17 protein-coding genes are annotated in these 25,848 nt (G+C 58.9%); 8 read left to right on the forward strand and 9 right to left on the reverse strand.

The window, feature by feature from the left end; all coding sequences use genetic code 11:
• Positions 1-102: 102 nt before the first annotated feature.
• Positions 103-1,137, forward strand: coding sequence for a mechanosensitive ion channel family protein (locus tag R3F72_RS17235; protein WP_332780302.1), 1,035 nt, complete (start codon positions 103-105; stop codon positions 1,135-1,137).
• A 268-nt stretch (positions 1,138-1,405) separates the two neighbouring features.
• Here the strand turns inward: R3F72_RS17235 and R3F72_RS17240 are convergent, their stop codons facing one another.
• The 9 genes from R3F72_RS17240 to bcsQ all read right to left on the reverse strand — a co-directional run bounded on the left by R3F72_RS17240 (position 1,406) and on the right by bcsQ (position 18,255).
• Positions 1,406-2,839: a mannose-1-phosphate guanylyltransferase/mannose-6-phosphate isomerase gene (locus R3F72_RS17240; protein ID WP_332780303.1), complete on the reverse strand. Its 1,434-nt coding sequence runs from the start codon at positions 2,837-2,839 to the stop codon at positions 1,406-1,408.
• A 136-nt stretch (positions 2,840-2,975) separates the two neighbouring features.
• The gene (locus R3F72_RS17245; RefSeq protein WP_332780304.1) at positions 2,976-4,331 is read right to left on the reverse strand and encodes a UDP-glucose dehydrogenase family protein; all 1,356 of its coding nucleotides are present in this window, start codon (positions 4,329-4,331) and stop codon (positions 2,976-2,978) included.
• 76 nt (positions 4,332-4,407) lie between these two features.
• Positions 4,408-5,721, reverse strand: a complete 1,314-nt coding sequence (locus R3F72_RS17250) for an O-antigen ligase family protein (RefSeq protein ID WP_332780305.1) — start codon at positions 5,719-5,721, stop codon at positions 4,408-4,410.
• A gap of 561 nt (positions 5,722-6,282) precedes the next feature.
• The gene (locus R3F72_RS17255) at positions 6,283-6,510 is read right to left on the reverse strand and encodes a hypothetical protein (RefSeq protein ID WP_332780306.1); all 228 of its coding nucleotides are present in this window, start codon (positions 6,508-6,510) and stop codon (positions 6,283-6,285) included.
• A gap of 425 nt (positions 6,511-6,935) precedes the next feature.
• A complete protein-coding gene (locus tag R3F72_RS17260; protein ID WP_332780307.1) occupies positions 6,936-7,988 on the reverse strand; it encodes a glycosyl hydrolase family 8 in 1,053 nt (350 codons plus the stop codon).
• A gap of 26 nt (positions 7,989-8,014) precedes the next feature.
• Complete coding sequence (gene bcsD / locus R3F72_RS17265) at positions 8,015-8,566, reverse strand: cellulose biosynthesis protein BcsD (protein ID WP_332780308.1); 552 nt, start codon at positions 8,564-8,566, stop codon at positions 8,015-8,017.
• Positions 8,563-12,771 carry a cellulose biosynthesis protein BcsC gene (locus R3F72_RS17270; protein WP_332780309.1) on the reverse strand — a complete coding sequence of 1,403 codons (4,209 nt, stop codon included), beginning with the start codon at positions 12,769-12,771 and terminating at the stop codon, positions 8,563-8,565. The genes bcsD and R3F72_RS17270 overlap by 4 nt, the downstream gene beginning before the upstream one ends.
• Complete coding sequence (gene bcsA / locus R3F72_RS17275; protein ID WP_332780310.1) at positions 12,768-17,432, reverse strand: UDP-forming cellulose synthase catalytic subunit; 4,665 nt, start codon at positions 17,430-17,432, stop codon at positions 12,768-12,770. Before bcsA ends, R3F72_RS17270 begins: the two co-directional genes overlap by 4 nt.
• 1 nt (position 17,433) lies before the next feature.
• A complete protein-coding gene (bcsQ, locus tag R3F72_RS17280) occupies positions 17,434-18,255 on the reverse strand; it encodes a cellulose biosynthesis protein BcsQ (RefSeq protein ID WP_332780311.1) in 822 nt (273 codons plus the stop codon).
• Between the two features lie 956 nt (positions 18,256-19,211).
• On the opposite strand from bcsQ, the gene R3F72_RS17285 reads away from it, so the two are divergent.
• The 7 genes from R3F72_RS17285 (at position 19,212) to tagD (R3F72_RS17315) (ending at position 25,720) form a co-directional block, all read left to right on the forward strand.
• Positions 19,212-20,510: a FliC/FljB family flagellin gene (locus R3F72_RS17285; protein WP_332780312.1), complete on the forward strand. Its 1,299-nt coding sequence runs from the start codon at positions 19,212-19,214 to the stop codon at positions 20,508-20,510.
• A gap of 225 nt (positions 20,511-20,735) precedes the next feature.
• Positions 20,736-21,638: a hypothetical protein gene (locus R3F72_RS17290; RefSeq protein ID WP_332780313.1), complete on the forward strand. Its 903-nt coding sequence runs from the start codon at positions 20,736-20,738 to the stop codon at positions 21,636-21,638.
• 51 nt (positions 21,639-21,689) lie between these two features.
• Entirely contained in the window at positions 21,690-23,015 is a 1,326-nt protein-coding gene (locus R3F72_RS17295; RefSeq protein ID WP_332780314.1) for a tetratricopeptide repeat protein, read from the forward strand.
• 45 nt (positions 23,016-23,060) lie between these two features.
• Positions 23,061-24,023: a hypothetical protein gene (locus tag R3F72_RS17300; RefSeq protein ID WP_332780315.1), complete on the forward strand. Its 963-nt coding sequence runs from the start codon at positions 23,061-23,063 to the stop codon at positions 24,021-24,023.
• A 33-nt stretch (positions 24,024-24,056) separates the two neighbouring features.
• Entirely contained in the window at positions 24,057-24,515 is a 459-nt protein-coding gene (tagD, locus tag R3F72_RS17305) for a glycerol-3-phosphate cytidylyltransferase (protein ID WP_332780316.1), read from the forward strand.
• Positions 24,516-24,652: 137 nt separating this feature from the next.
• On the forward strand, positions 24,653-25,228 hold the full coding sequence (locus tag R3F72_RS17310; protein ID WP_332780317.1) for a hypothetical protein: 576 nt from the start codon (positions 24,653-24,655) through the stop codon (positions 25,226-25,228).
• Between the two features lie 33 nt (positions 25,229-25,261).
• Positions 25,262-25,720 (forward strand): glycerol-3-phosphate cytidylyltransferase, encoded by a 459-nt coding sequence (tagD, locus tag R3F72_RS17315; RefSeq protein ID WP_332780316.1) that lies wholly within the window; start codon positions 25,262-25,264, stop codon positions 25,718-25,720.
• The last annotated feature ends 128 nt before the right edge of the window (positions 25,721-25,848 follow it).

Genomic DNA, 25,848 nt, shown 5'->3' on the forward strand with positions numbered 1-25,848 from the left:
TCTTGGTTCAGATTCTTGGCGGAACACACTGAATTTTCAAGAGAATACCATCCGCTATCTTCGTTTTCGGGCCGGCCTCATGAATAAGCCGGGGTCAGGGTCATGGATCGCTGGGCCGATCGACGCAAGTCGATGCTGGAACGCTTCCTGGTGCCGTTCATGGTGAGGTGCCTGGCAGCGCTGATACCCATCTTCGTGCTCTTTTCGCTGTTTCCGGTCTTCATTACCTCGGTACGCCTCGACGCGGCGCTGCACAACCTCGCCAGCCTGATCCTCATCGCCAGCATCGCGGGCATACTGATCCACGGCGTCAACATCAGCGAGCGAGCGCTGAGCGAACGCTACCGCTTCGGTGACGAGGAAGACGCCATCGCACGCAAGGTGCATACCCAGATCACGGTGCTGCGCAAGTTGATCAACTTCATCATCATCGTCCTGGCCGTCGCCTCGATGATGATGGTGTTCGAGAAAGTCCGCCAGCTCGGCGCCAGCATTCTGGCCTCGGCAGGCATTCTCGGTGTGGTACTGGGCTTTGCCGCGCAGAAGGTGCTGGGTAACCTGATCGCCGGCATTCAGATCGCGCTGACGCAGCCAGTGCAGTTGAACGACGCGGTAATCGTCGAAGACGAATGGGGCTGGGTCGAGGAGCTGACGCTCACCTATGTCGTCGTGAGACTGTGGGACTGGCGGCGGCTGGTCCTGCCGATCACCTATTTCGTGGACCACTCGTTCGAGAACTGGACACGCCGCGACAAGGACCTGATCGGAACGGTCATCCTGTACGCCGACTACCACTTGCCCATGGAGCCGCTGAGAGAGGAAGCGCAACGGCTGGCGGAAGCGTCGCCGTTGTGGAACCGTCGCGTCTGCGTCGTGCAGACACTGGAGATGACAGAGCGCAACAAGCAGCTGCGCGTGCTGGTCAGCGCCACCGGCGGACCCAATACGTTCGACCTGCGCTGCGCGATTCGTGAAGGGCTGATCGACTTTATCTGCCGGCACTACCCGGAGTACCTCCCCACCGTGCGACTGGAGATGCCGTTGCGCAACGGCGGCAACGAACCTCAGCCGCCGTTGACGGAAGCCATGGGCGAGAACGCGCTACCCAATGACGCCGACAGCCAACCGAACTCCTGAGTCTCGACCCTGACGTGCAGGTAACCTTCAAGTAACGTTCTGACGTTCTAACGTTCTGACGTTCTGACGTTCTGACGTTCTGACGTTCTGACGTTCTGACGTTCTGACGTTCTGACGTTCTGACGTTCTGACGTTCTGACGTTCTGACGTTCTGACGTTCTGACGTTCTGACGTTCTGACGTTCTGACGTTCTGACGTTCTGACGTTCTGACGTTCTGACGTTCTGACGTTCTGACGTTCTGACGTTCAAGTCGCACTCAAGTCGCGCTCAATCGCGATGATAGGCGTCGTCGAAGCGCTCGATATCGTCTTCGCCGAGATAGCTGCCGCTCTGCACTTCGATCAACTCCAGCTCGATCTTGCCGGGATTCTCGAGGCGATGAACCACGCCCAGGGGGATATAGGTCGACTGGTTCTCTTCCAGCAGAAATATCTCCTCGCCACGCGTCACCCGCGCGGTGCCGCGCACCACGATCCAGTGCTCGGCACGATGGAGGTGCTTCTGGAGTGACAGCCGACCGCCGGGGGTCACCCGGATATGCTTGACCTGATACCGCTCGGCGGCATGCACGCCGTCATAGCTGCCCCAGGGGCGATGGACTCGGCGATGCTGGTCCCACTCGGGGCGATTCTGGCGCTTGAGCTTCTCCGCGATGACCTTGACCGCCTGCGCGGCATCCCGATGCGCGACCATCACCGCATCCGGCGTCTCGATCACCATCAGATCGCGGATGCCGACCGCCGCCACCAGCCGGCTGTCGCTGTGAAGCAGGCAGCCGTTCACGTCATCGGCGACCACATCGCCGCGAAGCACGTTGCCGCTATCATCCTTCGGGGAGATCTCCCACAACGACTGCCAGGAGCCGACATCCGACCAGCCGGCGTCGAGCGCAACCACGCTGGCGTCCGCGGTATTCTCCATCACCGCGCAATCGATCGACTCGGCATCACAGGCGACGAAGGGCTCTGCCGCGACCCGCAGGAAATCGAGATCGGCCTGGCGCCCTTCCCAGGCGTTCGTGACCGCCTCTAGCATCGCCGGACGCTGCTGCTCGAGTTCCTGCAGGTAGCGATCCGCTCGCATCAGAAACATGCCGCTGTTCCACAGGTAGCGTCCGCTGGCGACATACGCCTGTGCAGTCTCCGCGTCGGGCTTTTCGACGAAGCGCCGGACCGGCATCGCCTCGGTGTCGGACGCTTCGCCCGGCTCGACGTCGATACCGGTCTCGATGCCTATTTCGATATAACCGTAGCCGGTCTCCGCACGGGTCGGCGTCACGCCGAACGTCACCAGCCTGCCCTGCCTGGCCGCTGCCTGCGCCGGCACCATCGCCTGGATCAGCACCTCGGGGCTGGCGATCGCATGATCGGCCGGCAATACCAGCATCAGCGCAGCCGGATCACGGCTCATGGCCTGCAACGCAGCCAGCGCGATGGCCGGGGCGGTGTTGCGCATCGCCGGCTCGAGCAGGATATCCGCCGACCAGCCCGCTTCACGCAACTGCTCGGCCACCAGGAAACGGTGCGCCTCCTGACAGACGACGATCGGCTCCGCGACATCCAGGGGCTCGAAGCGCGCCAGCGTTTCCACCAGCATGCTGCGCCCCCCCGTGATCCGAAGGAACTGCTTGGGATGGCTCGCCCGAGACATCGGCCACAGGCGAGAGCCGGAACCGCCGGCCAGGACAACGGGAATCAGCATGGGCACATCCTTGGCTTTGCTGTGGTGGAAGAGCGTTCGACGCTATCGAGCCTAGCGACAAAAAAGCCCGATACCAAATGGTACCGGGCTCTCTCGAGATCATGCCGGAACTTGCCGGGCTCGAGGCAATCCGGCTTCAGTGGGCCTTGCGCTGACCGACCTGCAACGAATCACCACGCCCCACCGCGAAGTAGAGCAGCCCGGCCGCGCGGACTTGTGCCGGCTCGAACAGGTTGCGCCCGTCCACGATGACCGGCGTCTTCAGCGTGCGCTGCAAGTGGGCGAAATCCACCGTGCGGAAGGACTTCCACTCCGTGCAGATCACCAGGGCATCGGCCCCGTTCAATGCCGCGTCGCGCCCATCGGCCAGCATCAGGTCGCTGCGTTCACCGTAGATGCGCCGACACTCTTCCATTGCTTCCGGATCATAGGCCTGAACCTTGGCACCCGCCGCCCAGAGCGACTCCATCAGGTGACGGCTGGGCGCTTCGCGCATGTCATCGGTATTGGGTTTGAACGCCAGCCCCCAGACCGCCACCGTTTTGCCCTTCAACTGCCCGTCGAATGCCTGGCTCAGCTTGCTGAACAGGGTCGCTTTCTGGCGGTCGTTGACGGCCTCGACGGCATTGAGCAGTTGCGGGTCGTAACCGATCTGGCTGGCAGTCCGCGCCAGCGCCTGAACGTCCTTCGGGAAGCAGGAGCCGCCGTACCCGCAGCCGGGATAGATGAAGTGGTAACCGATTCGCGGGTCGCTGCCGATGCCACGGCGAACCTGTTCGATATCCGCTCCCAAGCGCTCGGCCAGGTTGGCGATCTCGTTCATGAAACTGATCTTGGTCGCCAGCATGGCGTTGGCGGCGTACTTGGTCAGCTCCGCGCTGCGCACGTCCATGAACATCAGCTTCTCGACGCGCCGGTTGTACGGGGCATAACACTCGCGCATCAACGACTTGACCCGATCCGAGTCGGTACCCACGACGATACGCGCACCATGGGTGAAGTCCTCGATGGCCGCGCCTTCCTTGAGAAACTCCGGATTCGAGCAGACATCGAAATCCAGTTCGGCGCCACGCTCGGCCAGGGTCCCGGCGATGGCTTCATGAACGCGGTCCGCCGTACCGACCGGCACCGTGGACTTGTCGATCACGACCTTATAATCATCCATGTGCTGGCCGATGGTCCTGGCGACCGCCAACACATACTGCAGATCGGCACTGCCATCTTCATCGGGCGGCGTGCCCACCGCGATGAACTGCAACGTGCCGAACGCCACCGCCTCCGCCGCATCGGTCGTGAACGATAGACGCTGCTGGCCGACATTCTCGGTGACCAACGTTTCCAACCCGGGTTCATAGATCGGAATCTCGCCCTGCTTGAGGCGCGCGACCTTCCCTTCGTCGATATCCATGCACATGACTTCATGGCCGGCATCAGCCAGGCAGGCGCCGGTCACCAGGCCCACATATCCGGTACCGAAAATCGTGATTCGCATTGCTATCCCTTCAACCGTCGTATGCAATCAGCGTGTAAAAAGCGCGGCTGACCGCGCTTGGTGCCCATTTCAGGCCTCATGGTAATCGGTTTTTGCCGACATGGCCCGAATCGCCCGGGGAACGCCAGTACAGCGTCAGGAGTCCAGCCACGATCAGGTTGTGCACGTAGATACCCGTCCAGAAGGAGAGATAGGACTCGAACTGATTGACCACCAGCCAGTAAAAGAAGAATGCCAGCGCAAACAACGCCACGTCGTTGGGCATGTCGCCCCGCTTCCAGGCTTTCCAGCTGATGACAGCAACCCACACGACCAGCGCGCCCATCACGGCCAAGCCGAGCACGCCATAATTGACCAGCGTTTCCAGCAGGAAATTATGCAAATGACCGAAGTGGGCCTTCACGAACTCGGGAAGCCACGGCGTATGCTCGATGACCAGCTCGCGCCCATTGCTACCCCACCCCAGCCACGGTCTTTCAGCGATCCAGTGCGTGGCCGCGACCCAGGAATGAATCCGAATACCGATGCTGGTATAGGGGAGCGTATCCAGCTTCCCGGAGAGCAGCTGCGCGATGACCTGATCTTCGGTGAACACGCGGTCAGTCAGCACATGCCCGAACGAAACGGCGACCACCCCGCCAGCCACCACGAGGACAACACCGATGGAGATCGTCGTTCGATTCCACAGACGGATCTGGTAACGCTTCCTGGCGTACCATCCGACCACTGCCAACGCAACGACCGAGGACACCAGCAGCGCCAGCCAGACGGCTCGAGTCTGACCAAACAGGATCCCCACCAGTGTCATCAACGTCAGCCCCAGCCAGAGACATGCACGCCCCCATCTAAGTCCGCCGGACCAGCAGAAACGCTTGGCAAAGGCCATGAGCCCGAGCAACGAAACCCCAAACAACATCGAGGCATGCTGATTGTTCTGGATGCCAAAGCCGACGCGCTCGCCCTGCAGGCCGGTGACCCATGAATCACGCCCTTCGGGGAAGATCACCGTCGTCAGCAGGAAGGCCAGGAGCGCCAGCCCCCAGACCCAGAAAACATGGCGGAGACTCCCACGCAGCCACCAGGCAATGGCAATGAAGATGAAAAGCTTCGCCATCCGCTCGGTATCCGGATTGGGCCTGGCCCACTGCGGATGATCAGCGATGGCAAGCCACCAACTGAGGAGCTGCACCAGGCAGATCGCAACCAGCAATCCCAGGGCAGCGCTCCTTCGGCGCCAACCACCAAAAATCAGCAGGGAAACCAGCCCTAGAAACGCCATGTAAGGCTCGATGACGTCTTTCAGCGGATGTGCCGCGATACCCAGAGCGGCGTATATCAATACCAATGCAAATCCCAGCCGCCAGAGACTCTTGGGGCAATCCCAACCCATGCCGTTACCTCACAAATTGAAAACAGAGCAACATTAAACCGCGCCCACCGGGTCCCATGTTTTCCGGTAGGCAGCGAGGTTAATGAACCCTCGATAAATTGTCAGCAGAATAATGCCGGGATCTCACCGGAGAGGCGGCTTTCGATGGTTCGCTGGTCTCCAGATGCCGAATGAGCAGCAGGATTCATCCCCTGCCTGGAGCTACCACAGCGCCTGGAGCCACCATAGCCGCTGCCTTGGCATCACCGCATCCTTGGCGAATGGCAGCAAAGCGGATTCACGATGGCTTCTTCACCGCGAGTTCAGTAGAACGGGTAGAACAGAACGGATAAAACAGAGAGCCGCCTGACGCTGCACCGGTCTTACAGTAACAACGTTATATCTTATTTTCCGTTAATACCCTGACGGCAGAAAATCCGGCTTGATGACCATATCGATAACATGACATGCACCAGTGAACACACTGAGCGCCTCGGCAGTCTCATAAAGAGTTAATGAAAATACCAGTTTAAAACCAACCTGCTGTCATCGAAGCAAGCCATCTCATCCGGATAATGATACTCATCGAATTCTCTTGTACTCCAGTAACGTGCTCAGCATTTCATGCACGCAGCCTTGGCTCAACGCGTACTCGGCCATCAGGCTGTGGAGGCGCTCCTCGAATGCGGGGCGGGCGTTTTCCTGCTCCACACCCGGTCCGGATTTCGTTCCACCATCAAGATCACGGAGCGCCTGAGCAAAAGCATCGTCGAGTTCACGAAACTTACGAAGTTTTTCACGTTCATCCATCGTGCGAGGCATAATAATTAATTGGATATCCTGAAAAATGACCCGAACGCGGGTCGACACAAATCTGATAAGTAATGGGCGCTACCAATGTAAAGCAGGTGAATGATTGGCTGGCGGTAAAAATAGAGTCGTTAGCTATCCGAAATTTCGCCTAGTCTAGCCAAACTCGCTTCGGAAATCACCAAAGCCGCCCCCGTTCAGGCAGGCCAGTGAATCTCATTCTGACTCGGCTATCAAGTCCAGGCGGGCTGAAGGGGAGCCGTTGGCGCATCCAACGCTCGCCCCCTCCAGCCCGCCCGAGGTGCTACGGGCAAGATCAACCCTAGCCGGCAGCCTCCTGGCGAGGGGTAAAACAGGGGCGCAATGGCGACTCTCGCCCCCCATTTCTCACCCCCATTCAGGGAGAAAAAGCTTTAATCGAGCGCCTATCCGGCGCTCAGGCTTATCTGGGCGGCAGCAACCCGAGTCAACAATAACAATGTCGCCGAATAATAGTTCTCGCCCGCCGCTGGCGTTATATCGATCGCCCAGGGACGGCCGCTGAGCAGCGCACTGATCGCTTTCCCACCCTGGGATATCGGATAGTCGGCCGTGTCTCCCGATTCGACGTCAACCCAGGCGGGAGGCGCCGGCTGGTCCCAAAAGCGTGCGATGTCTTCCAGCGTATCGATGTCCCGCAGTCCACCCCACGTGAAGTAAAGCGGCGTGCGGATATTTTCGAACCCGAAGCGCGGCGGCCACCCTTCGGCGGGGCGCAATTCGCCCGAGGTCTGCAGCCGCAGCCAGTCGGCAGGTAGCTGGCTCGAGCCGAATTGCGCTCGCTCGAGCAGCTGCCGGCCACTGTCGATGACGGCAAGCCACGGTTCGTCCGGGTGACGCGCGGCAAAATCACGTAGCGCCGGGATCACCCAGTAAGAGAGGTTGATATCGGTGAACGTCTTGTGCCGGAAACCATCCAGACCGGGTAGCAGCACCTGATAACCGCCGACATCGGCGATCAGATGATCCCGTATGGCGCCACGAATCGCCTCCGAGCGCTGAGCATATCTCTCGTCGCCCCAGCGATCCGCTGCCAGCTGCAACGACCAGGCCGCGAACAGATCCCCGTCCGTCGCGTTATTGTTGTCGGCGACAGGCGGCTGGGCATTCGGGTCGTAGCGCCAGGCGTACAGCGCGATGTCCTGCCTCGCCAGGTGGGCTTCGGTCCACTGCCAGATACGATCGAATGCCTTGCGATCATTGAACTGCACCGCCAGGAACATCCCCCATCCCTGCCCCTCGGTGTGGCTGATGTTGTTGTTGGCGGTATCGACGATACGACCCTCCGGCAACAGAAATCGCTTCTTGTAGGCCTCCCAGCCAGGATCGCCGGCAGCGAAATTCGCGTTGGCCGAAGCCGGCATCGACGCCAGACCGAGCAGCACCAATAGTCCGCCCAACAGATAGATTACCGCCGCTTTCACGGACTTCCCGTTCATGTGTTCTCCGCTCACGCAGTTTCCGTTCATGCGTTTCCGTAATGAAAGACCAATGGCCGATGAGACTGGCAACGCTCGCAGACGATCTCCGCATGGCCACCCTGGGCGTCGAGCCACCCCTTGTAGAGACCGCCCAGCACCCAGGAAAGCCCCAGCAGACGCAGGCGCGCCACTTCGCTCTCGGCGCCGGCCCCCATCAATGGATGATCAGCGTGCTCGATGACCAGATGCCGGCCGGCATCACGAATCGAGCAAGTTCCCCAGCCAAGCTCGCCCAACTGCTGGTCGATCTCCGACTCCAGCGCCGTCAGCGTCTGCGGCCGACCCAGTGGCAGCTCGTCGGCGAGCCGCTGCCCGACATGTAGCAGGAACGGTTGCGCCTCCGCCTCGCCGGCCGCCTGGATCAGCTCATCGATCACTACATCGAGAATCTTCGGCCAGTGCGGCATGTGACCGGGCCGCCACGCAGCCGTGGTACTCGGACTATCGGCAACGGATGGCGCCTCGACCTTGCCGCCGCTCCGCGCATGCAGCAAACCGGTGATGTCGAAAGAGGGATCAGGTACGCGCTGGTTCATGGCGACGCTCCCATTTGATAGTTGAGGTAAACCGATGCCGAGGTTTCGGAGTAATCACCAAAGGTGTCGTAACCCACCCTGCCCCCGACGCTGAGATCCGGAGCCAGCTGGTAGTTGACATCCCCATCCAGGGTCATGCCGAATCCAGACTCGTCTTCGCCGTCGTAACGCGACTGCCCCACCAGGCCGACTGTCGCCAGCGTATCCAGCAACGCTTGCGCGTCGCCGTCTTCCGGGAACACGTCCGCGTCGTCTTCCTCGTAACGCTGGAAACCGGGAGCGGCACTGACCCGATAGGTCCACTGATCCTGGCGCTGCTGATAGCTGATCGGAAACGCGATGCTCACGTAGTCCTGGGGGCTGAAATACCCGCCATGACCATAGGTGAAGTAGCGCAGGTTCTTGTCGAAGCTCATGTATCCGAGGTTGACCCCAATCTGCAACTGGCGATCGGGTTCGTTGATCGGCCGTACATAGACTCCGGTATTGAGATCGAGAGAATGGTTTTCGGCGACGTTCTCGCCTTGGTAGACATAGGCGCCAGCGCTGGCGTAAGCGCCGCTCTTGCCGTTGTCGTACTCGACCCCGACCTTGCCGCCGGTTCGCGTCACCGCTCCCCAGGTTTCACCGGTCAGCGGATCCTTGACGCCGGCATAGGAAAGCACGCTGTCCTTCACGGCGCGCCGCTCGGCAGTGAGGCTGAGACGGGTATTCTCGCTCACCTGAGGGCGCCAGGTGACGCCCCCCACGATGTTGGATTTCTCGAACCCGATCGGCGTGGTGCCGATATCGGCCTCGAACTCGTCCGCTCGATAGGCCACGTTCAATCCCGCCCCGGCATCGGTGATCGAACCCGGATCGCGCGCGGCACCTGGCACCGTCGCCAACCGGCGGCCGATACCCTGCTGAATCCGCGTCAGGCTCTCCTGCAAGGCTTCTCGCGCCGCGGTGAATTCTTCGGCATCGAGATTGGAGAAATCGGCGGCGAATACGCTATCGATATCACCCAGCAACTGGGCACGCTCCGATTCGGAGAGATCGTCACTGACGACGAAGCCGGTGATCGCGGTGCGGAACTGCGTTAATTGCGCTTCTGTCAACGATGTCGTATCGATACCGGCTTGAAAAAACGGATCGCTCGAGAGCGCCTGCTGGAAAGCCTTCGCCGCCTGCGTCAGTTGCAGTTCGGTTAAAGGGTCGTTGGGATTCTGCTGGCTCTGAATCGACAACGCCTGATAGTTGTTTGCCGTTTCCTGGATGTCATCGAGGATCGAAGCGACATCGGTCAAGCGGCCCTGTAGCGTTTCCGCCGCCGTGACGAAGGCATTGCTGCCGTAACGCCCGTTGGCGCTGGCGCCGGCCTCGCCCGCCGACACGAACTCCGGCGATACCGAAACTTCCAGGCGCCCGCGCTTGAACGGCGCCGCCTTGAACGTCATCGTGCTGGCCAACGCGGTCAATTCACTCAGGCCGGACTCGCCATCCCGAAGCGTCAAGGTCGTATCGGAGACCAACCGCGGCGCGGTTTCATCGTGCAGCTCCGTGAGCAGCCGATCGATTTCCGACAGGGTCGGGTCGGTTTCGGGTGCCCCGCTCGCCGTCTCTTCGGCCACGCCGTCGCTGGCCGGGTCCGTCCCGGTAATGGCATCCCAACGGCTACCGGTTGCCCGCACCGCCTGGCGGGTCTGACGGAACGGATTTCCCGCCATGACGAGCCGGTCCGACGCCATCGCCGTTCCCGGCAACAGCGTCTCCCCGCCGGTGAGTGCCACCTGGCGGTCGCGTGCCTGCTCCAGAAGGCGGATGGCCTGCTGGCGATCCCCCTGGGCGCGCGCCGTCCGTGCGGCCAGGATCACCAGCGATGGCGAGGAGATCGGCGCATGATCGACCAGCAATGCCTCGGCTCGCTGATCGTCCCCCTGCTCCAGCGCCGCGTTGACGGCACCCGCCAGCGCCTCCTCGTTGTCAGGCTCGGACTTCAGCAAATGATCATAGACGGTCGCGGCAGCGTCAGGCATGGCACCGCTGCTGTAGAGCCGACCCAGCGCCAGCAACAGTTGCGGGTCGTCAGGCGATGCCTGCAGCGCCGGCTGCAGGACGTCGTAGGCCTCGGCATAGCGCTGCTGCAGGCGAAGCTGGTCCGCCTGGGTGATCGCCACGCCGCCGGCAGTACGGCTCACCATCGCCTGCTGCTCCGGGGACGAAGCTGCAGCATCCAGCCGCGACAGCAGCGTGCGGGCCTCTTCGAAATGGCCCGCCCTGGCCAGCACCAGCGCATGGTTCAGATATGCCGTGGGGGTTTCCGAGACGTCATCCTGGGCCAGGCTGCGCCGTACCATTTCCAGCGCCATGCCCGGCTGGCCGGCATCCGCCAACGCCAGCGCCACGCTACCCAGGGCGTCAGGCGAAGACGGCGGATTGCGATACCACTGGTACAGTCTCTGGCGCGCCTCCGGATCGCGGGAAGCGACACGCTGCTTCACCTTCGCCAGCTGGCGCTGGAACGCCACCTGCTCCTGAAGATCCGCCACCGCTTGCGCCGCCTCGCTCCGGGCCGGTATTCGCCGCAACAGCGCATCGGCATCGTCCCAGCGCTGCTGCTCGGAGGCCAGCACCGCCCCCGCGTGCAACGCTTCAGGCGTCGCTTCGTCGCCCAGCAACTGGGACATCACGAAACTGGCCTGATAAGGCTTGCCTTCGGCCTGGTACAGCCGCGCCAGATCGAGCCGGATCCACGGCTCCTCCGGTGCCATCTGAATCGCCTGACTGAACAGCTGATGTGCCCGATCGTTGTCGCCTGCGGCCACGAGCTGATTGGCCTGCTCGCGTAGCGCCAGCGCCCGGTCGCGACGCGGATCACCCAGCGCGGCACGCACCTTCTCGGGCAACTGCCCGGCCAGCGTCTCCGCTTCCTGCCAGCGTTGCTGATCGCGCAGCACGCCGACGAGCCCCTGGATGGCCTCGACGTTACCGACATTTTGCGCCAGCACCTGCCGGTAACGCTGCTCCGCCGCCTCGTCGTTACCCTGCCGATGCAGGAGATCGGCTTCGAGCAGCCGCGCCGCGCGGCCGTCGGCGCCGCTTTCTCGCGTCAGCGGCGCAACGCGATCCAGGGCTGCCTCGATATCGGCATTCGCCGCCAGGCGACGCACCTCGGCCATCTCCGCATAGAAGCTGGCGCTGCGAAACGCGTCCTGCCACTGCTCGGCACGAGAAGGCGCCATCTGGATGGCGCGCCCCAACTGATCCCGGGCCTGAGCGAACTGCTGTCGGCGCAGCGCCACCAGCCCGAGCCCCGCCAGCGCCTCGGCGTCTTCGGCGTCGGTATTCAGCGCCGTCTCGAAGCTCTTCTCGGCCTGGGCCAGTTCGCCATCGTCGAGCGCCTCGTACCCCTCGCCGCGGGCCTCTGCCACGGGGTCGGCTTCCGGCTCGGCCGTCGTTGCCAGGAAATACTCGCGAACGGCCTGATCGTCGGGGTAACGCTGGAGATAGCGTTCGTAAAGTGTCTGATCGGTCGTGTCCGCGTCCAGCCACAGCAAAGCCTGGCGCCAGGCGGCCCGTGTCGCGGAGTTCGGCGCCATCTGGCTCAGTTGTTCGATCGACTGACGCCGGGATTCGGCGCGATAGCTCAGCACCCGCGCCAAGGCCAACGACAGCTGTGCGTCTTCCGGATCGCGCTGATGCAGCGCGGCAAGCGCTGCGCTGGCACGTGACCAACCGCCATCGGTACCGGCCAGCGTCTCGTAGTATTCGGGAGCCAGATCCCACGGCGGGCCGTCGTCACCAAACAACCGGTCGTAGTCCCGCAGCGCCCCTTGCACGTTGCCGGCCTTGGCCAGCGCCCTTGCCCGAGCCAGCCCGGCGGGGTCGATATCGCGCCGCGTCTTCGCCTGGCGCAGACGCTCGACACGGGGATCGTCCGGTGCCATCTCCTGAAGCCGCGCCAGCCACTCATCCGCCGACGACATGTCGTCGTTGTCGATCGCCAGCAGCCCCAGACGGAACAGAGCCTCGCGGTTCTGCGGGTCCACTGTCAGAACGCGTTCCAGCGACTCCTGCGCGAGATCGGCGCGTTGGCGCGACTGCCAGAAGGCCGCCTGGTCGAACAGCGGCTGCAAGCTGTCATCCACCGGCTGGGCCAACAGCGGCGCGCTCCCTCCCAGTACGCCGAGCAATACCAATCCATACCATCCACTGCGTTTCATGAACCGGCCTCGACTGAAGATGTTCCCGAATCCCGAGGGGAGATCGTCGCCTGACGCTGAATCGCCCTACGCTTGAGCAGCGGATACAGCACGGCAGTGCAGAGGACGAGAGACGCGATCAGCAGCCACATCAGCCACCACGGGCGCTCGCCGAAAACCCAGTACCAGCGTTGAGGCCACGGCAGGTTGCCGACCTGATAGCGCTCGGCGACGCTGAAGGCCGCGACGCTGCCGTCGCCATCGACCAGGGCGACGTCACCGCGCACCGCCTGGCTGACCCGCCGATCGTCCAGCGCGTCCACCAGCCCCGGCAGCGCCTCGGATTCGTCGGCGGTGATGAGCACGACACTGCGCCCGACCTGCCACGGCGACTCGAAGCCCACCAGCGCATCGACATGACGACGGCTCACCAGCGCCCGGCGCAGCTGGTCATGATCGGTACGCCACTGCCCTTCCAGCCAGCCCGTCGCGCGCTGTATCCAATCCGGATTTCTGACGCTCAGCCTGCCGTCCTCAAGCCCTACTGCTCCCTCATCCAGCAGGGTCGCGACCAGCGGTGCCCGAGTCTGCGAGATGACCAGCAGATCCCGATCGGCATAGCGAGCCAGGCCCGGATTTCCCAACCCGACCGCGACGCGATGCATCGCCACGCCGGTCGACTCGCCAAGACGCGCCGCCAGGTTCAGGGCAGTCTCCAGCTCGCTGGCATCCGGTTCTGCCGGTAACAGGATCGCGGTATCCGCGAGGTCAGGGCGTCGCGTGAACGGAAAGCCGGCGCCCACGAAATAGGAGAGATTGGGCAGCGTCGCGAAGTGACGCGCCTGGCTGAGATCCAGCGTCGAGTCCGGTGAAATCCGGCTCAGCGCATCGTCGCCGATGGCATTCTCTTCGATCGGCGCCTCTCCAGCCGATTGCCCTGCGACGGACTGTTCTCCAACCCGCAGCCCTTCGAGCGGCTGTCCCTCGTCTGACTGACCGGCTTTCCGGTCATTTACGCCACGGGCGGCAGACTGACCACTGCCGGGAGCGCGGCCGGTACTGCCGTTCAACGCCAGACAGCCCATGTCCTCCTTCGCCTTCAGGTTGAAGTAGAGGCTCAGGGTATTCTCGCCGTAGATCAGATAAGGCGGAATGCGAATGACGCCGCCTTCGCGGCGGGTGTCACCGCCCAGCTCCCCCCACAAACGTTCGATCACACCGGTCTGATTGACTCCGAGCGACCCCAGATAGGTCCCGTTGAGGATGACATCGAGCCGCGACCCCGACTCATCCAGCCAATCGGCACTGGGGAAGGTGTACTCGAGCGCCAGCGGCAGATTCTGGCCCGGCCACAGGAAAAGATCCGGCGCCGCACGGAATCTGACATTGATCGGCGGATGCGCGATGCCCTCGCTCTGCAGCTCCTCCGGCTCTGCCAGCGAAGACAGCGCCACCGGCTGTCTCAACGAAATCCAGTTGGGCGCGCCATCGGCATACACTGGTGTTTCGACCGGTTGCACCTTGCGCTCCACGCCGGATAACCGTGGTCGATTGATGACGAAATCCCGCACGGCGCCCAGCAATTCGTCGGGAGAGTCTCCATGCAGGATCATCAGGCTATGCGCCGGGTTCAACGGATGGGGAATCAGGCTGATCCCGTTGCCGGTCAACTGCGAGGCATCCAGCCCGGCAATCGAATCATTGCCCGTCGCCAGCACGATGGCATCGGCATCCGGCAGCCGGCCCCGCGAAACACGAAACGTCAGCTCCCGGGACTCGGTCCGGCTGCCCAGGTAAGACGCCAGCAGTGTCGCCGCCTGCAATGTCGTCTCGTTGGAAGATGCCGGCAGCACGACCTGGGCCATCGCCGGAGATACCGCGACATCGCTGTAGAACGGCAGCGGGAAATTGGCGAGATCACGCTGCAACGGCAGGCGGCGAAGTGCCAGCTGCAGCAGCGAGCTTCGCTCGATCGTCAACGCCGCCTGCCCCGAGCCCGATGGGACCACGCATTGATCGTCATTCTGCCCGGAGAGCGCGAAATCGAGACGGTTATGGGAAACCAGCAGCGCCGGCGTTATCGGCAGTTCCAGCGTGAACCGCTCTCCCGGCTGATACTCCAGCATCTGGCTACGCAGCGGCTGCCCGTTGAGGGAGACACTCAATCGTCGACGCTCGCTCATCTCGCCAGCGGGCATCTGCATGTTCAGCATCAGCGACGCCTGGGTCGCCAGCTCGTCGGCACGCAGGGAAAACGCCACCCCGGCGCGGCCCTGGGCGCCGGTCAGCAAAATATCCTCTCCTCCCGTCAACTGCCCCAGCGTGACGCTTTCCCAGCGCTCGCCGCCCAGTTCCCCCGACGCCGAAGACGAAACCGAAGCCTGCGACGATGCCGGCGCAAAGGTAAGCCCGCCCTCGTCGCTCATGACCGGCATCGGCAGGCCGGATCCCGAGGTTGGCTCGTCGCTCAGCGCCGAACGCGCCGTCAGCAGCAGCAAGGCTGTCAGGCCGGCCAATGCCAACCAGCGGCCCGCCGCCCAGTAGGAACCGACGGCTCGCGCTTCTCCGGCGTCGGCATGACGACGCTGCTGCCACGAGGTGAAGAACAGCCCGAACACGGCCTTGACGACCCACCACAAGGACCGGAGCGGATGATCGACGTGCCCCTCCCGCGGCAGCCAGGCATCCGCCCGCCCCATGACCGCCCGCACCAGATGGCGCCGCTGCCCGACATCCAGACGGCCAAAGCTCAAGCGAACCTGACGCCCCTCGCGGCGCACCTCGGTGACCGGGAAACTCGTAAGCCGCCTCCCCTGACGCAGCTCGATCCACTCCACCGGTTCGCCGTCCATCTGGCCGGCTAGCTCCACCAGCGCGCCACCCATCGACAGGTTCCGGGTGACCGCGGTCTCGGCGTGTCCATCCGTGCGATAGGCAACCGTCGGCAACTGGACATCCACCCGCACGGTGGTCCGAACCTGCCGCGACTCCCGCGCCACCGCAATGGCCGCCAGCAGCATCAGCAGACTGAAACCGGCCCAGAACAGGTTGAGCAGCATGACGTTGCGCTCGATACCGAACGAATCGTTCCAGACCAGCCTCACCACGCCCCAGGCGATCGCCACGACGAGCAAGCCGGCGACGATCAGATGCGGACGCACGATCTTGAAATCGAAGAACCCCTCCGGCAACAGCCCGCCCTTGTCGGTGACGTTGAACTTGCCGCGCCGCGGGTTGAACAGCGTCACCCACGTGGTCTTGACCAGATGAAACGACAGCACGGTCTCGTAGATCTCGGCCCAGAAACTGAATCGATAGCGCCCCTGCAGCAGCGAGTTGAGAACCAGGGTATGGGCCAGGTGCGGCAGCGCGTAGACGAAGATCATCCCCGCCGAAGCGGCGATGATGTTCTGGCCGATCAGCAGATAGGCCAGCGGCGCCGTGAGAAAGACGATACGCGGCAAGGCGAACTGAAAGTGCAGAATGGCGTTGAGATAACAGAGCCGTTGCATCATCGACAGCCCGCGTCCGAACAACGGGTTGTCGAGCCGCAGGATCTGCGTCATGCCCCGTGCCCAGCGCATTCGCTGCCCCACGTGCAGCGACAGCCGTTCGGTCGCCAGACCCGCCGCCAGCGGCACGCCCAGATAGGCGGTTTTCCAACCGCGCCGCTGCAGCTTGAGCGCCGTGTGTGCGTCTTCGGTGACGGTCTCGACCGCAAATCCGCCGATCTCTTCCAGCGCCGAGCGGCGGATCACCGCACAGGAGCCGCAGAAGAACGTGGCATTCCAGTAGTCGTTGCCCTTCTGGATCAGACCGTAGAACAGCTCGTCCTCGCTGGGCATCTGATGGCCCACGCTCAGATTGCGCTCGAACGGATCCGGGGAATAGAAATGGTGCGGCGTCTGGATCAGAGCCAGATCGTCGTCGACGAGGAAACTGCCTGTCGTCATCTGCAGAAAGCCGCGAGTCGCGACATGATCACAGTCGAAGATGCAGATCAGCTCACCCTGGGTCAGCGTCATGGCGTGGTTGAGATTGCCGGCCTTGGCGTGATGATTGTCTTCCCGGGTGATGTAGCCCACCCCGGCGGCAGCGGCGAACGCGGCAAACGCATCCCGCCGACCGTCGTCCAGCAGATAGACCCGCAGCTTGTCACGCGGGTAATCCAGGTTCTGTGCCGCCAGCACCGTGTCCTGGACGATCTCCAGGCTCTCGTTGTAGGTCGGGATATAGACATCCACGCTCGGCCATGTCGACGTATCCGCCGGCAATGGCACCACCTTGCGCTCCAGCGGCCAGATATTCTGGATATAGCCGAAGATCAGGATGAGCCAGGCATAGAGCTCCGCCGCGAACAGGCCATAGCCCAGTACCGTCTCCAGCCAGCTCTGGAACACCAGCGTTTCCGTGGCGCGCCAATAGAGGTAGCGGGTCGAGATCGCCGCCGAGAGCAGGATCAGGAAGACAGCGATAGGCTTGGAACGCGCCCGGAGCCGAAGCAGCACCAGCATCGCCACGATCGTGATCAGGCCGAACATCCCCTGATGCGTAACCGACATCGGCGTGGTCACGGTCAGCAGGACGATCGGCAAGGTAACCAGCAGGGCCACCACCGCCATCGATCGGGATAGCCACGATTGACCAGCCGTCTCGCGACGACGAGAAGAACCGTTTGACATGTCAGGGCTGCCCCGATGCATTCGGTATCGACCCGGCCCGGCGCGAGCCTGTCGGCGGCAGGCCGCTGAAACGAAGCGGGAATCGCTGTGCCAGCGCACGCGCCGCTTCCCCGATGTCCTTGGCGGCGGCACTGAACGGCGCCTGTTCGAACAGACTGCGCTGCTCCGCCAGCGCCTCGGCGATGGCCTCATCGCGATGCACCGACCCCACCAGCAATGGCGACAGCCGCGCCAGCATCAGCTCGGCGATCTCGTGCTTCAGTCGCGACCGCGTATCGATCTGGTTGATCAGGTAGCCGAGGCGCCCCTCTCCGCCCGCCCGGCGAAGGCTTCCTTCCTGGGCTTCCAGACGCGGCAGCATGGCCACGCAACCGGCATCCGCCATCAATACCAGCAGGTTGAGATCGGCCTCGTCGATCAGCGGCGATGCCTTTCGCAACGGCGTGACATTGGCGTCCACCAGGATCAGGGTGTTGGGTTCCTGCGCCAGCGCGCGCAAGCGGCGCGATAACTCACCGGGGAAATGCTGCATCGCCATGAAGCGATCCCGCTGCGCGTCGGAGGCAGAGCCGAAAGGCAGAAGCTCCAGGCCTTCCGCCGGGTCCATCAGCAGGTCCTGCCAATCGCTCACCGAATCGAAACGATCGACCAGGCCCCGCTCGTCGGTGGCGGGAAAATGAAAATGCAGGTGCAGCGCGTTCTGCGGATCGAGGTCTACCAGCACCACCCGATAGCCAAGCTGCTGCAACACCACACCCAGGTTGGCGCATAGCGTGGTACACCCCACGCCACCCTTGGGGGAAAACAGATTGATCAGCGTCATGAAGAGACCCTTTGCAACACACTGGCCAACGAGGCTTCCTGCCGGGGTGGCTCGCTTGCCTGCCCCCTCAGCGACAAACGCAAAAAAGCGCCCTCCCGGCGACGTTCCGCAGTTGCCCCAGCTTGATCGCGGCTCGGGCTCGTGCCTTTCCGTTCGCTGGCCGACTCACTGTTGCCCGCGGCTGCGACTGGCCCACTGGCAGAAGCAGCCATGGCCAACAGCGATCGCTCACGCTTCCCGGGCTGGGAGGGCTCGGAATCCGAAGAGGAAACCATGAAAGCATCATCTCGGAAGCCGGCAGGCGCCTGACTATCGAACGACGCCGGAGAGAAGACGGCAGAACGGCGCGGCGTATCGCCATTGTTCGGCGTCGGTATCGTGGCTGCCGCATGGGGCGTGACCGAAGCCGGCGCTACCGAAGAGGCATCCCGTGGCGCGAGCTGTCTCAACAACCGCCAATGGGACGCAGCTTGTGTCTGGGAGAAGTCGTCGGCGGTGAAGTCTCGATACGCCGTTTCGGCGACACCGGTAGCCGCCAGCAGCGTTGCAACATCCTGGGGAAGCGTCACGTGGTATTCCTGCGTCGATTTCTTTTTCTATCGCTGTTTGGCCGATGTACCTCGGCTCTTTGTAGCATTGTGTAACGATAGTAATGCCTATCAGCCGTTTCAACGTCACAAAAAGAATGATTTTGTGATTCCAATTTCCGGCACGAGGCGCGCCATGCTAGCCGCCACGCGCCGCCCCACGTGAGGTAGCCAGGCCTCTCCCCAAGACCAGACCCGCGTTGCGCATACGCACATCAAAAATTTCTCAAATGGGCCTAAAGCAAATTTGGGTAGCGCCGATAACAGGGGTAACGGCCACGGGGCCGTTGCAGCAGGATCCGGCATTACCTGCCATCGCGCAGCGGATCAGGCCCAAATTGCCCTCTCATGTGAGAAAGGAATACGACAATGGCAGTTATCAATACCAACATCACCTCGCTGATTGGTCAGCAGAACCTGAACAAGTCGCAGTCTTCCCTGCAGACAGCGATGGAGCGTCTTTCTTCCGGTTCGCGCATCAACAGCGCCAAGGACGACGCCGCCGGCCAGGCCATCGCCAACCGCATGACCAGCCAGATCACCGGCCTGACTCAGGCACAGCGTAACGCCAACGACGGTATTTCCGTCGCCCAGACTGCCGAAGGCGCGCTGAACCAGATCAACGATAACCTGCAGCGCGTCCGTGAATTGACGGTTCAAGCGCAGAACGGTACCAACTCCGCGTCTGATCTTGAGTCGATCCAGAACGAAATCGGCCAGCGTCTCGGTGAAATCGACCGTATTTCCGAGCAGACCGATTTCAACGGCACCAAAGTACTGGACGGCTCCAAAACCACGATCGATATCCAGGTCGGTGCAGATGACAACCAGGTCATCTCTATCAATCTGAAGAAAATGGACTCGACTTCTTTGGAACTGGGTACTTTCAGTGTTGCCAAGGGCATCAATACCAGCGCCGTAGCGGCTTCAGCGGTTGTCGGCGCGCAGACGGCCACTCTTGACGCCTCTTCATTTGCTACACCTACCGCCGATACAACTTCTGCGGGTAGCTTTGGTAGTTTCTACACCGATGCCTCTGGTAATTATTATGTCCAGTATACTGGTGATGCCAGTGCCGCTGGCGGCTCGGCTGATGGCTACTACACGGTCAACGTTTCTTCCGCTGGCTCAGTGAGCCTGGGCACCCTTCAGAGCTCTGTCACTAGCGCTGGCCTCACCTCGACGTCCACAGCAACATACGGCAGCTCTACATCTCTTTCAGGTGCGGATGTAGACGCCGGTAATGTCTTTGCCTACAGCGGTACTGAAGAAGGTGCGCCCGGATACGTCATCAAGGATTCTTCCGGTAGCAGCGGCCCGGTCTACTACGAGGCTGTTATTGCTGACGACGGTAGCGTAACTCGTGGTGGGAAGCTTGCTACGCAGCTTCCCACCGATGACCCGCTTGCCGCATTGGATAAGGCTTTGAGCAAGGTAGATGATCTGCGTTCGGACCTGGGTGCCATCCAGAACCGTTTCGACTCTGCCATTACCAACCTGAGCACTTCCACCACTAACTTGTCTGCCGCTCGTTCACGTATCGAAGACGCCGACTACGCCGTCGAAGTCTCCAACATGACTCGCGCCCAGATCCTGCAGCAGGCCGGTACTTCCGTCCTGGCCCAGGCCAACCAGGTGCCGCAGTCAGTGCTGTCTCTGCTCGGTTAATCAAGCCAGCAACCAAAGAGGCGATCCCTCTTTGGCAGTTGACAGAAAAGGCCCCCTATTGGGGGCCTTTTTTTGGCATCCAGAGCGGGGAAAAAGCCCTACCCTACAAGTCAAAGAACTGGCGTTACAGGCGTTGCCGGAAAACACACGAATAGCGGCTTCATTGCCTCATGCAGGCCTATTTCGTCAAGCCAATAGAAAGCTTACCAGATGGAGCGACACCCCATGACCGGGCTATCTGTCACCACTACAGAGACGTCATTCAATTGGCGCCTCAATGGCCGGATCACGGTGCTCGACAATGGCGCCCGGCTCTCCCAGCAGGATAATTTCCTGGATCTGATGGCGCTGAATGCCTTCAGCGTCATCGCCTTCGACCCGGCTAGCCGCCTCCACGATCAGGAAGCGCTGACAGATCTCGATGAGTTCCAGCTCTTTCCGCATGTGACGCTAGGCAATGGCGAGCCGGCAACGTTGTTCGCCTGCCTGGATGCCGAACTGAGCGGCACGTTGGAGCCGTTACCGCCTGAGCGTTTGCCGCAAGCGTCAAGGCAGGGAGCGCGCCTGCTATCCAGCATTCCTGTCAACAGCATTGCGCTCGATGCTATCGAGGGGCTAAACAGTATTGACTGGCTGTTGCTGGATGATCTCAACGATAGCCTGACCATTCTGAAACATGGTGAAACCGCACTGAAAGATGCGCTGCTCTTTCAGGTACGCCTGCCCTTTTCACCCACACATCAGAAACAGCCGGATTTTGCACGCGTCAACCAGTGGATGACCCGCCATGGCTTTCGCTTCTATCGGCTCAACAACGTAAATTATCAAAGCCATTTGCCAACGGACATCGAGCTCGAAAGACAGCAAGCCACCCAAATGACGTGTGTCGATGCCCTGTTCATACCGGACAATGACCTTATAGCGACATTACCCGCAGAGCGCCTGGAAAAGCTGGCATTCCTGCTGGACACCATTTTCGATATTCATGACTTTTCATACCAAGTGCTAAACCAGAATGATCCCAAAAGAGCGAGAGACTATCTAATCTCACGCGGTTACATCAGCCGTTATCACGAGGAAGAGGATACTTTCACTCTGACAGCGGCTTATAGCCCCGTACCGTGGTAATTCAGAGCTCTTAGTTAACTCAGCGTACTCGTCATTCAGGAATCAATGCACATGAGCAAGAGAAAGTCATCACGTCCGGCACCGCCCCGATCCAAACATCAGAACGCGATCGAAGCTTATAAACAGCGTGCGCGTGTATTGGCGCGTGACAGTCAGCCAGATGCCGCCATTCAGGTTTACAAGCAGGCTGCCGGCCTGGCGCCTAAAGACGCAACTCTTTATTTTGAGCTAGGAAAGCTACAGGTAGAGAGACGGCAAATCCGTGAAGGCATCACCCATCTCGAAAAAGCGCTGGAAATCGCGCCCAACTTCATACCCGCACTTATCGAGCTGGGGCAAACGCATAGCAAGCATAACAATCTGGAAAAGGCTCTTCCTCTTTTAGAACACGCCCTGGACCAAGCCCCGGACAACCCTCCGGTACACCTCGTGTATGGTGCGGCCATGCAGAAGCAAGGCAAATTACCAGAGGCAATCGACCATTTCCGCTATGCGCTTGAATTGAGACTTGGATACCCCACCAACAATGATAACCCTCCCAAGAAAAAGCAGGACTTCGACAAGCCGGCAACCGAAGAACTGATGTGGGATACCCTGACCCTGCTTGCAAAATCAGGCATCCATGCCTTTGCCTCTTACGGCACCCTGTTGGGGCTGGTACGGGAAGGCGGTCTTTTGCCTTTCGACAAGGACATCGACTTCGGCATTCCTCACAGCGAAATGGAAAAAGCCTGCCAGTGTCTGGAAAGTAACGGCTGGATTGATCTAAGAATGGCGCATATAACCAATCCCCGGGCGTTCATTCACCCAGTCAAGGAAGTTACGCTAGATCTCTCCGGATTCGTGGTCGACCCGCAAACCAACGAGACATTCACCGGCTTCTGGATGGATAACGTCCCTTATGAATGGAGCCGCAATACAAAGTATGTTGAGATCAACCTACAAAAAGATACCTCCCCCACCGGCCAGCCTATTTGGTCTTTGAAAGAGCCGGAGGTTTGGCTCGAGACGATCTATGGTGAATGGACAATATCCGACCCCTATTTTGACACGGTTATTGCCGCCAAGAATTTATGCGGCTTTTCCTTGCTGACGCAGTGCTATGCCTTTTCACGCATTTTTTCTCACTGGGAAAAAGGTAACTTGAAGAAAGCTCTAGCCACGGCCGAGCACACTTTAAACCACTTACCAAATGACGAGTTGGTAAAACGGGTTAAAGCCCATATAGAAGCTGCTTTGCCAGGAGAGATGCTTAGTAGGTCTCAGTCAGCCTCCTCCTCTACTGATGAAGAAAGTGGTGTTACATTCGAGAAGCCAGACGAAAGCTTCGGCACTGCATTAGAGAACGCCATTACTAAAAAAATAACCTTTAACTAAAGCAGCCGCCAAACACCTTAGCTATCTATTGACATGAGTTTAGAGATGAAAGCAACGATACACTGCGGAACCTATAAAACTGGGTCAACTGCCATTCAAAATACCGCATATTACAATCAGGATAGTCTGCGTGAACAAGGGGTAATCTATCCAAACGCAGGCATAGATATTAACGCCCAAAAAGATGGTGGAGAGATCGGCTTTCGTCACGCAAGGTTCGTTTATGAATACAACAAGAACACTTATGGATCTTTAAAGGCCCAGCTAGAGAAAGAAGTCAGTGATAAAACGTGCAGCCAAGTTTTCATTTCATCAGAAGCGTGGTCTAGACCAGACACAATTGTCAGCTTAAATGCCATCGTAAAATATTTAAAGAAAATTGGCTTTACCGAAGTAAACGGCATCGTTTTTATTCGCAATGTAAAAGAATATATGGTCAGCCATTATCGCGAATGGGTTCGACGCTATGGAACCTCCTCTAATTTTGAAAATTATGTAATCTCAAAAAAATATTATTTTGACTATCTCACTATTTTCAATAACATAAAGAAAGCCTTTGAAGGAAATGTTGATTTCATATCATACGAAAATATAAATGATGTCAATCGTTTCACATTTGAAAAATTGGGCGTGGACTATGATAACCTCAAGTTACCCAATAAAACAAATAAAGGAATTTCCTGCCTTGACACAGAAGTGATTAGATTACTAAACCAGTACGGACTTCGTATAAAAAACCTCCCCAGTAGCGATGAACTACTAGGGCATTTTGGCCTACAAGTACAAAAAAAGGGCTTTTCTGAAAAGCTACCTTACGGCTTTACAGAGGTTTTTGACAACAAATATATAAAGGATTTTTCTTCACTTACGGAAATCAATTTTTCTGATTCAAAAAGGCTATTTTCAAATCGTGAAAATCTTGGCTTTGATATTTCTACGATATCTCCACTGCTAGAGAAAGCGGTATTAGAATGGCTGAAATCGAAAAAAGCCTCTACTTTCGGCTAAAAACCCGCATCACTACATGGGCAGTGTTTAACTATGAAAACCGTTATAACCTATGGCACCTTCGACTTGCTTCACGTAGGGCATATCCGGCTTCTCAAACGCGCCCGTAGTTTAGGTGACAAGTTAATCGTCGGATTATCCACAGATGCGTTTAATGCTAAAAAGGGTAAAAATGCCATTTTCAGCTACGATGCTCGCCGAGAAATTCTCTTGGCGTTACGTCTGGTTGATGATGTTTTTGCCGAGGAGAACTGGGAACAAAAACGGCGGGATATCCGCCAGCATAACGCACAAATTCTAGCGATGGGCGATGATTGGGCAGGGAAATTTGATGAGCTTTCGGATATAACCGAAGTGGTTTATTTACCAAGGACAGAAGCCGTTTCTACAACAGAAATAAAAACGGTAATAAGCAAAATCACAGAAGAGAAACTGCAAACCCTGGATCGAGCTATAGAGCATATCGCTAAAATTTCAAAAGAGCTCAGGTAACCCCGCCTCATTCACGAGGGTGCTGATTGAGCGGTCTGAAGGTACTGACTGGTGGCATCGCTTATCAGGATCGGCTTCTTCAGCGCGAATAGCTCGAAGTAAACGGCATCGTTTTTATTCGCAATGTAAAAGAATATATGGTCAGCCATTATCGCGAATGGGTTCGACGCTATGGAACCTCCTCTAATTTTGAAAATTATGTAATCTCAAAAAAATATTATTTTGACTATCTCACTATTTTCAATAACATAAAGAAAGCCTTTGAAGGAAATGTTGATTTCATATCATACGAAAATATAAATGATGTCAATCGTTTCACATTTGAAAAATTGGGCGTGGACTATGATAACCTCAAGTTACCCAATAAAACAAATAAAGGAATTTCCTGCCTTGACACAGAAGTGATTAGATTACTAAACCAGTACGGACTTCGTATAAAAAACCTCCCCAGTAGCGATGAACTACTAGGGCATTTTGGCCTACAAGTACAAAAAAAGGGCTTTTCTGAAAAGCTACCTTACGGCTTTACAGAGGTTTTTGACAACAAATATATAAAGGATTTTTCTTCACTTACGGAAATCAATTTTTCTGATTCAAAAAGGCTATTTTCAAATCGTGAAAATCTTGGCTTTGATATTTCTACGATATCTCCACTGCTAGAGAAAGCGGTATTAGAATGGCTGAAATCGAAAAAAGCCTCTACTTTCGGCTAAAAACCCGCATCACTACATGGGCAGTGTTTAACTATGAAAACCGTTATAACCTATGGCACCTTCGACTTGCTTCACGTAGGGCATATCCGGCTTCTCAAACGCGCCCGTAGTTTAGGTGACAAGTTAATCGTCGGATTATCCACAGATGCGTTTAATGCTAAAAAGGGTAAAAATGCCATTTTCAGCTACGATGCTCGCCGAGAAATTCTCTTGGCGTTACGTCTGGTTGATGATGTTTTTGCCGAGGAGAACTGGGAACAAAAACGGCGGGATATCCGCCAGCATAACGCACAAATTCTAGCGATGGGCGATGATTGGGCAGGGAAATTTGATGAGCTTTCGGATATAACCGAAGTGGTTTATTTACCAAGGACAGAAGCCGTTTCTACAACAGAAATAAAAACGGTAATAAGCAAAATCACAGAAGAGAAACTGCAAACCCTGGATCGAGCTATAGAGCATATCGCTAAAATTTCAAAAGAGCTCAGGTAACCCCGCCTCATTCACGAGGGTGCTGATTGAGCGGTCTGAAGGTACTGACTGGTGGCATCGCTTATCAGGATCGGCTTCTTCAGCGCGAATAGCTGTTGAGTAATGCCAAAACGCTGAAATTTCCCCGC

The organism is Salinicola sp. 4072 (assembly GCF_036663415.1).
Taxonomy (GTDB): domain Bacteria; phylum Pseudomonadota; class Gammaproteobacteria; order Pseudomonadales; family Halomonadaceae; genus Salinicola; species Salinicola salarius_A.

What these genes read in the sequence shown, in the direction of transcription:
- R3F72_RS17300 (WP_332780315.1), top strand. Translation starts at nt 23,061, where the DNA reads ATGAAAGCAACGATACACTGCGGAACCTATAAAACTGGGTCAACTGCC.
- R3F72_RS17235 (WP_332780302.1), top strand. Translation starts at nt 103, where the DNA reads ATGGATCGCTGGGCCGATCGACGCAAGTCGATGCTGGAACGCTTCCTG.
- R3F72_RS17290 (WP_332780313.1), top strand. Translation starts at nt 20,736, where the DNA reads ATGACCGGGCTATCTGTCACCACTACAGAGACGTCATTCAATTGGCGC.
- tagD (WP_332780316.1), top strand. Translation starts at nt 24,057, where the DNA reads ATGAAAACCGTTATAACCTATGGCACCTTCGACTTGCTTCACGTAGGG.
- R3F72_RS17295 (WP_332780314.1), top strand. Translation starts at nt 21,690, where the DNA reads ATGAGCAAGAGAAAGTCATCACGTCCGGCACCGCCCCGATCCAAACAT.
- R3F72_RS17245 (WP_332780304.1), bottom strand. Translation starts at nt 4,331, where the DNA reads ATGCGAATCACGATTTTCGGTACCGGATATGTGGGCCTGGTGACCGGC.
- bcsD (WP_332780308.1), bottom strand. Translation starts at nt 8,566, where the DNA reads ATGAACCAGCGCGTACCTGATCCCTCTTTCGACATCACCGGTTTGCTG.
- R3F72_RS17260 (WP_332780307.1), bottom strand. Translation starts at nt 7,988, where the DNA reads ATGAACGGGAAGTCCGTGAAAGCGGCGGTAATCTATCTGTTGGGCGGA.
- bcsA (WP_332780310.1), bottom strand. Translation starts at nt 17,432, where the DNA reads ATGTCAAACGGTTCTTCTCGTCGTCGCGAGACGGCTGGTCAATCGTGG.
- R3F72_RS17240 (WP_332780303.1), bottom strand. Translation starts at nt 2,839, where the DNA reads ATGCTGATTCCCGTTGTCCTGGCCGGCGGTTCCGGCTCTCGCCTGTGG.
- R3F72_RS17270 (WP_332780309.1), bottom strand. Translation starts at nt 12,771, where the DNA reads ATGAAACGCAGTGGATGGTATGGATTGGTATTGCTCGGCGTACTGGGA.
- R3F72_RS17310 (WP_332780317.1), top strand. Translation starts at nt 24,653, where the DNA reads ATGGTCAGCCATTATCGCGAATGGGTTCGACGCTATGGAACCTCCTCT.
- R3F72_RS17255 (WP_332780306.1), bottom strand. Translation starts at nt 6,510, where the DNA reads ATGGATGAACGTGAAAAACTTCGTAAGTTTCGTGAACTCGACGATGCT.
- bcsQ (WP_332780311.1), bottom strand. Translation starts at nt 18,255, where the DNA reads ATGACGCTGATCAATCTGTTTTCCCCCAAGGGTGGCGTGGGGTGTACC.
- R3F72_RS17250 (WP_332780305.1), bottom strand. Translation starts at nt 5,721, where the DNA reads ATGGGTTGGGATTGCCCCAAGAGTCTCTGGCGGCTGGGATTTGCATTG.
- tagD (WP_332780316.1), top strand. Translation starts at nt 25,262, where the DNA reads ATGAAAACCGTTATAACCTATGGCACCTTCGACTTGCTTCACGTAGGG.
- R3F72_RS17285 (WP_332780312.1), top strand. Translation starts at nt 19,212, where the DNA reads ATGGCAGTTATCAATACCAACATCACCTCGCTGATTGGTCAGCAGAAC.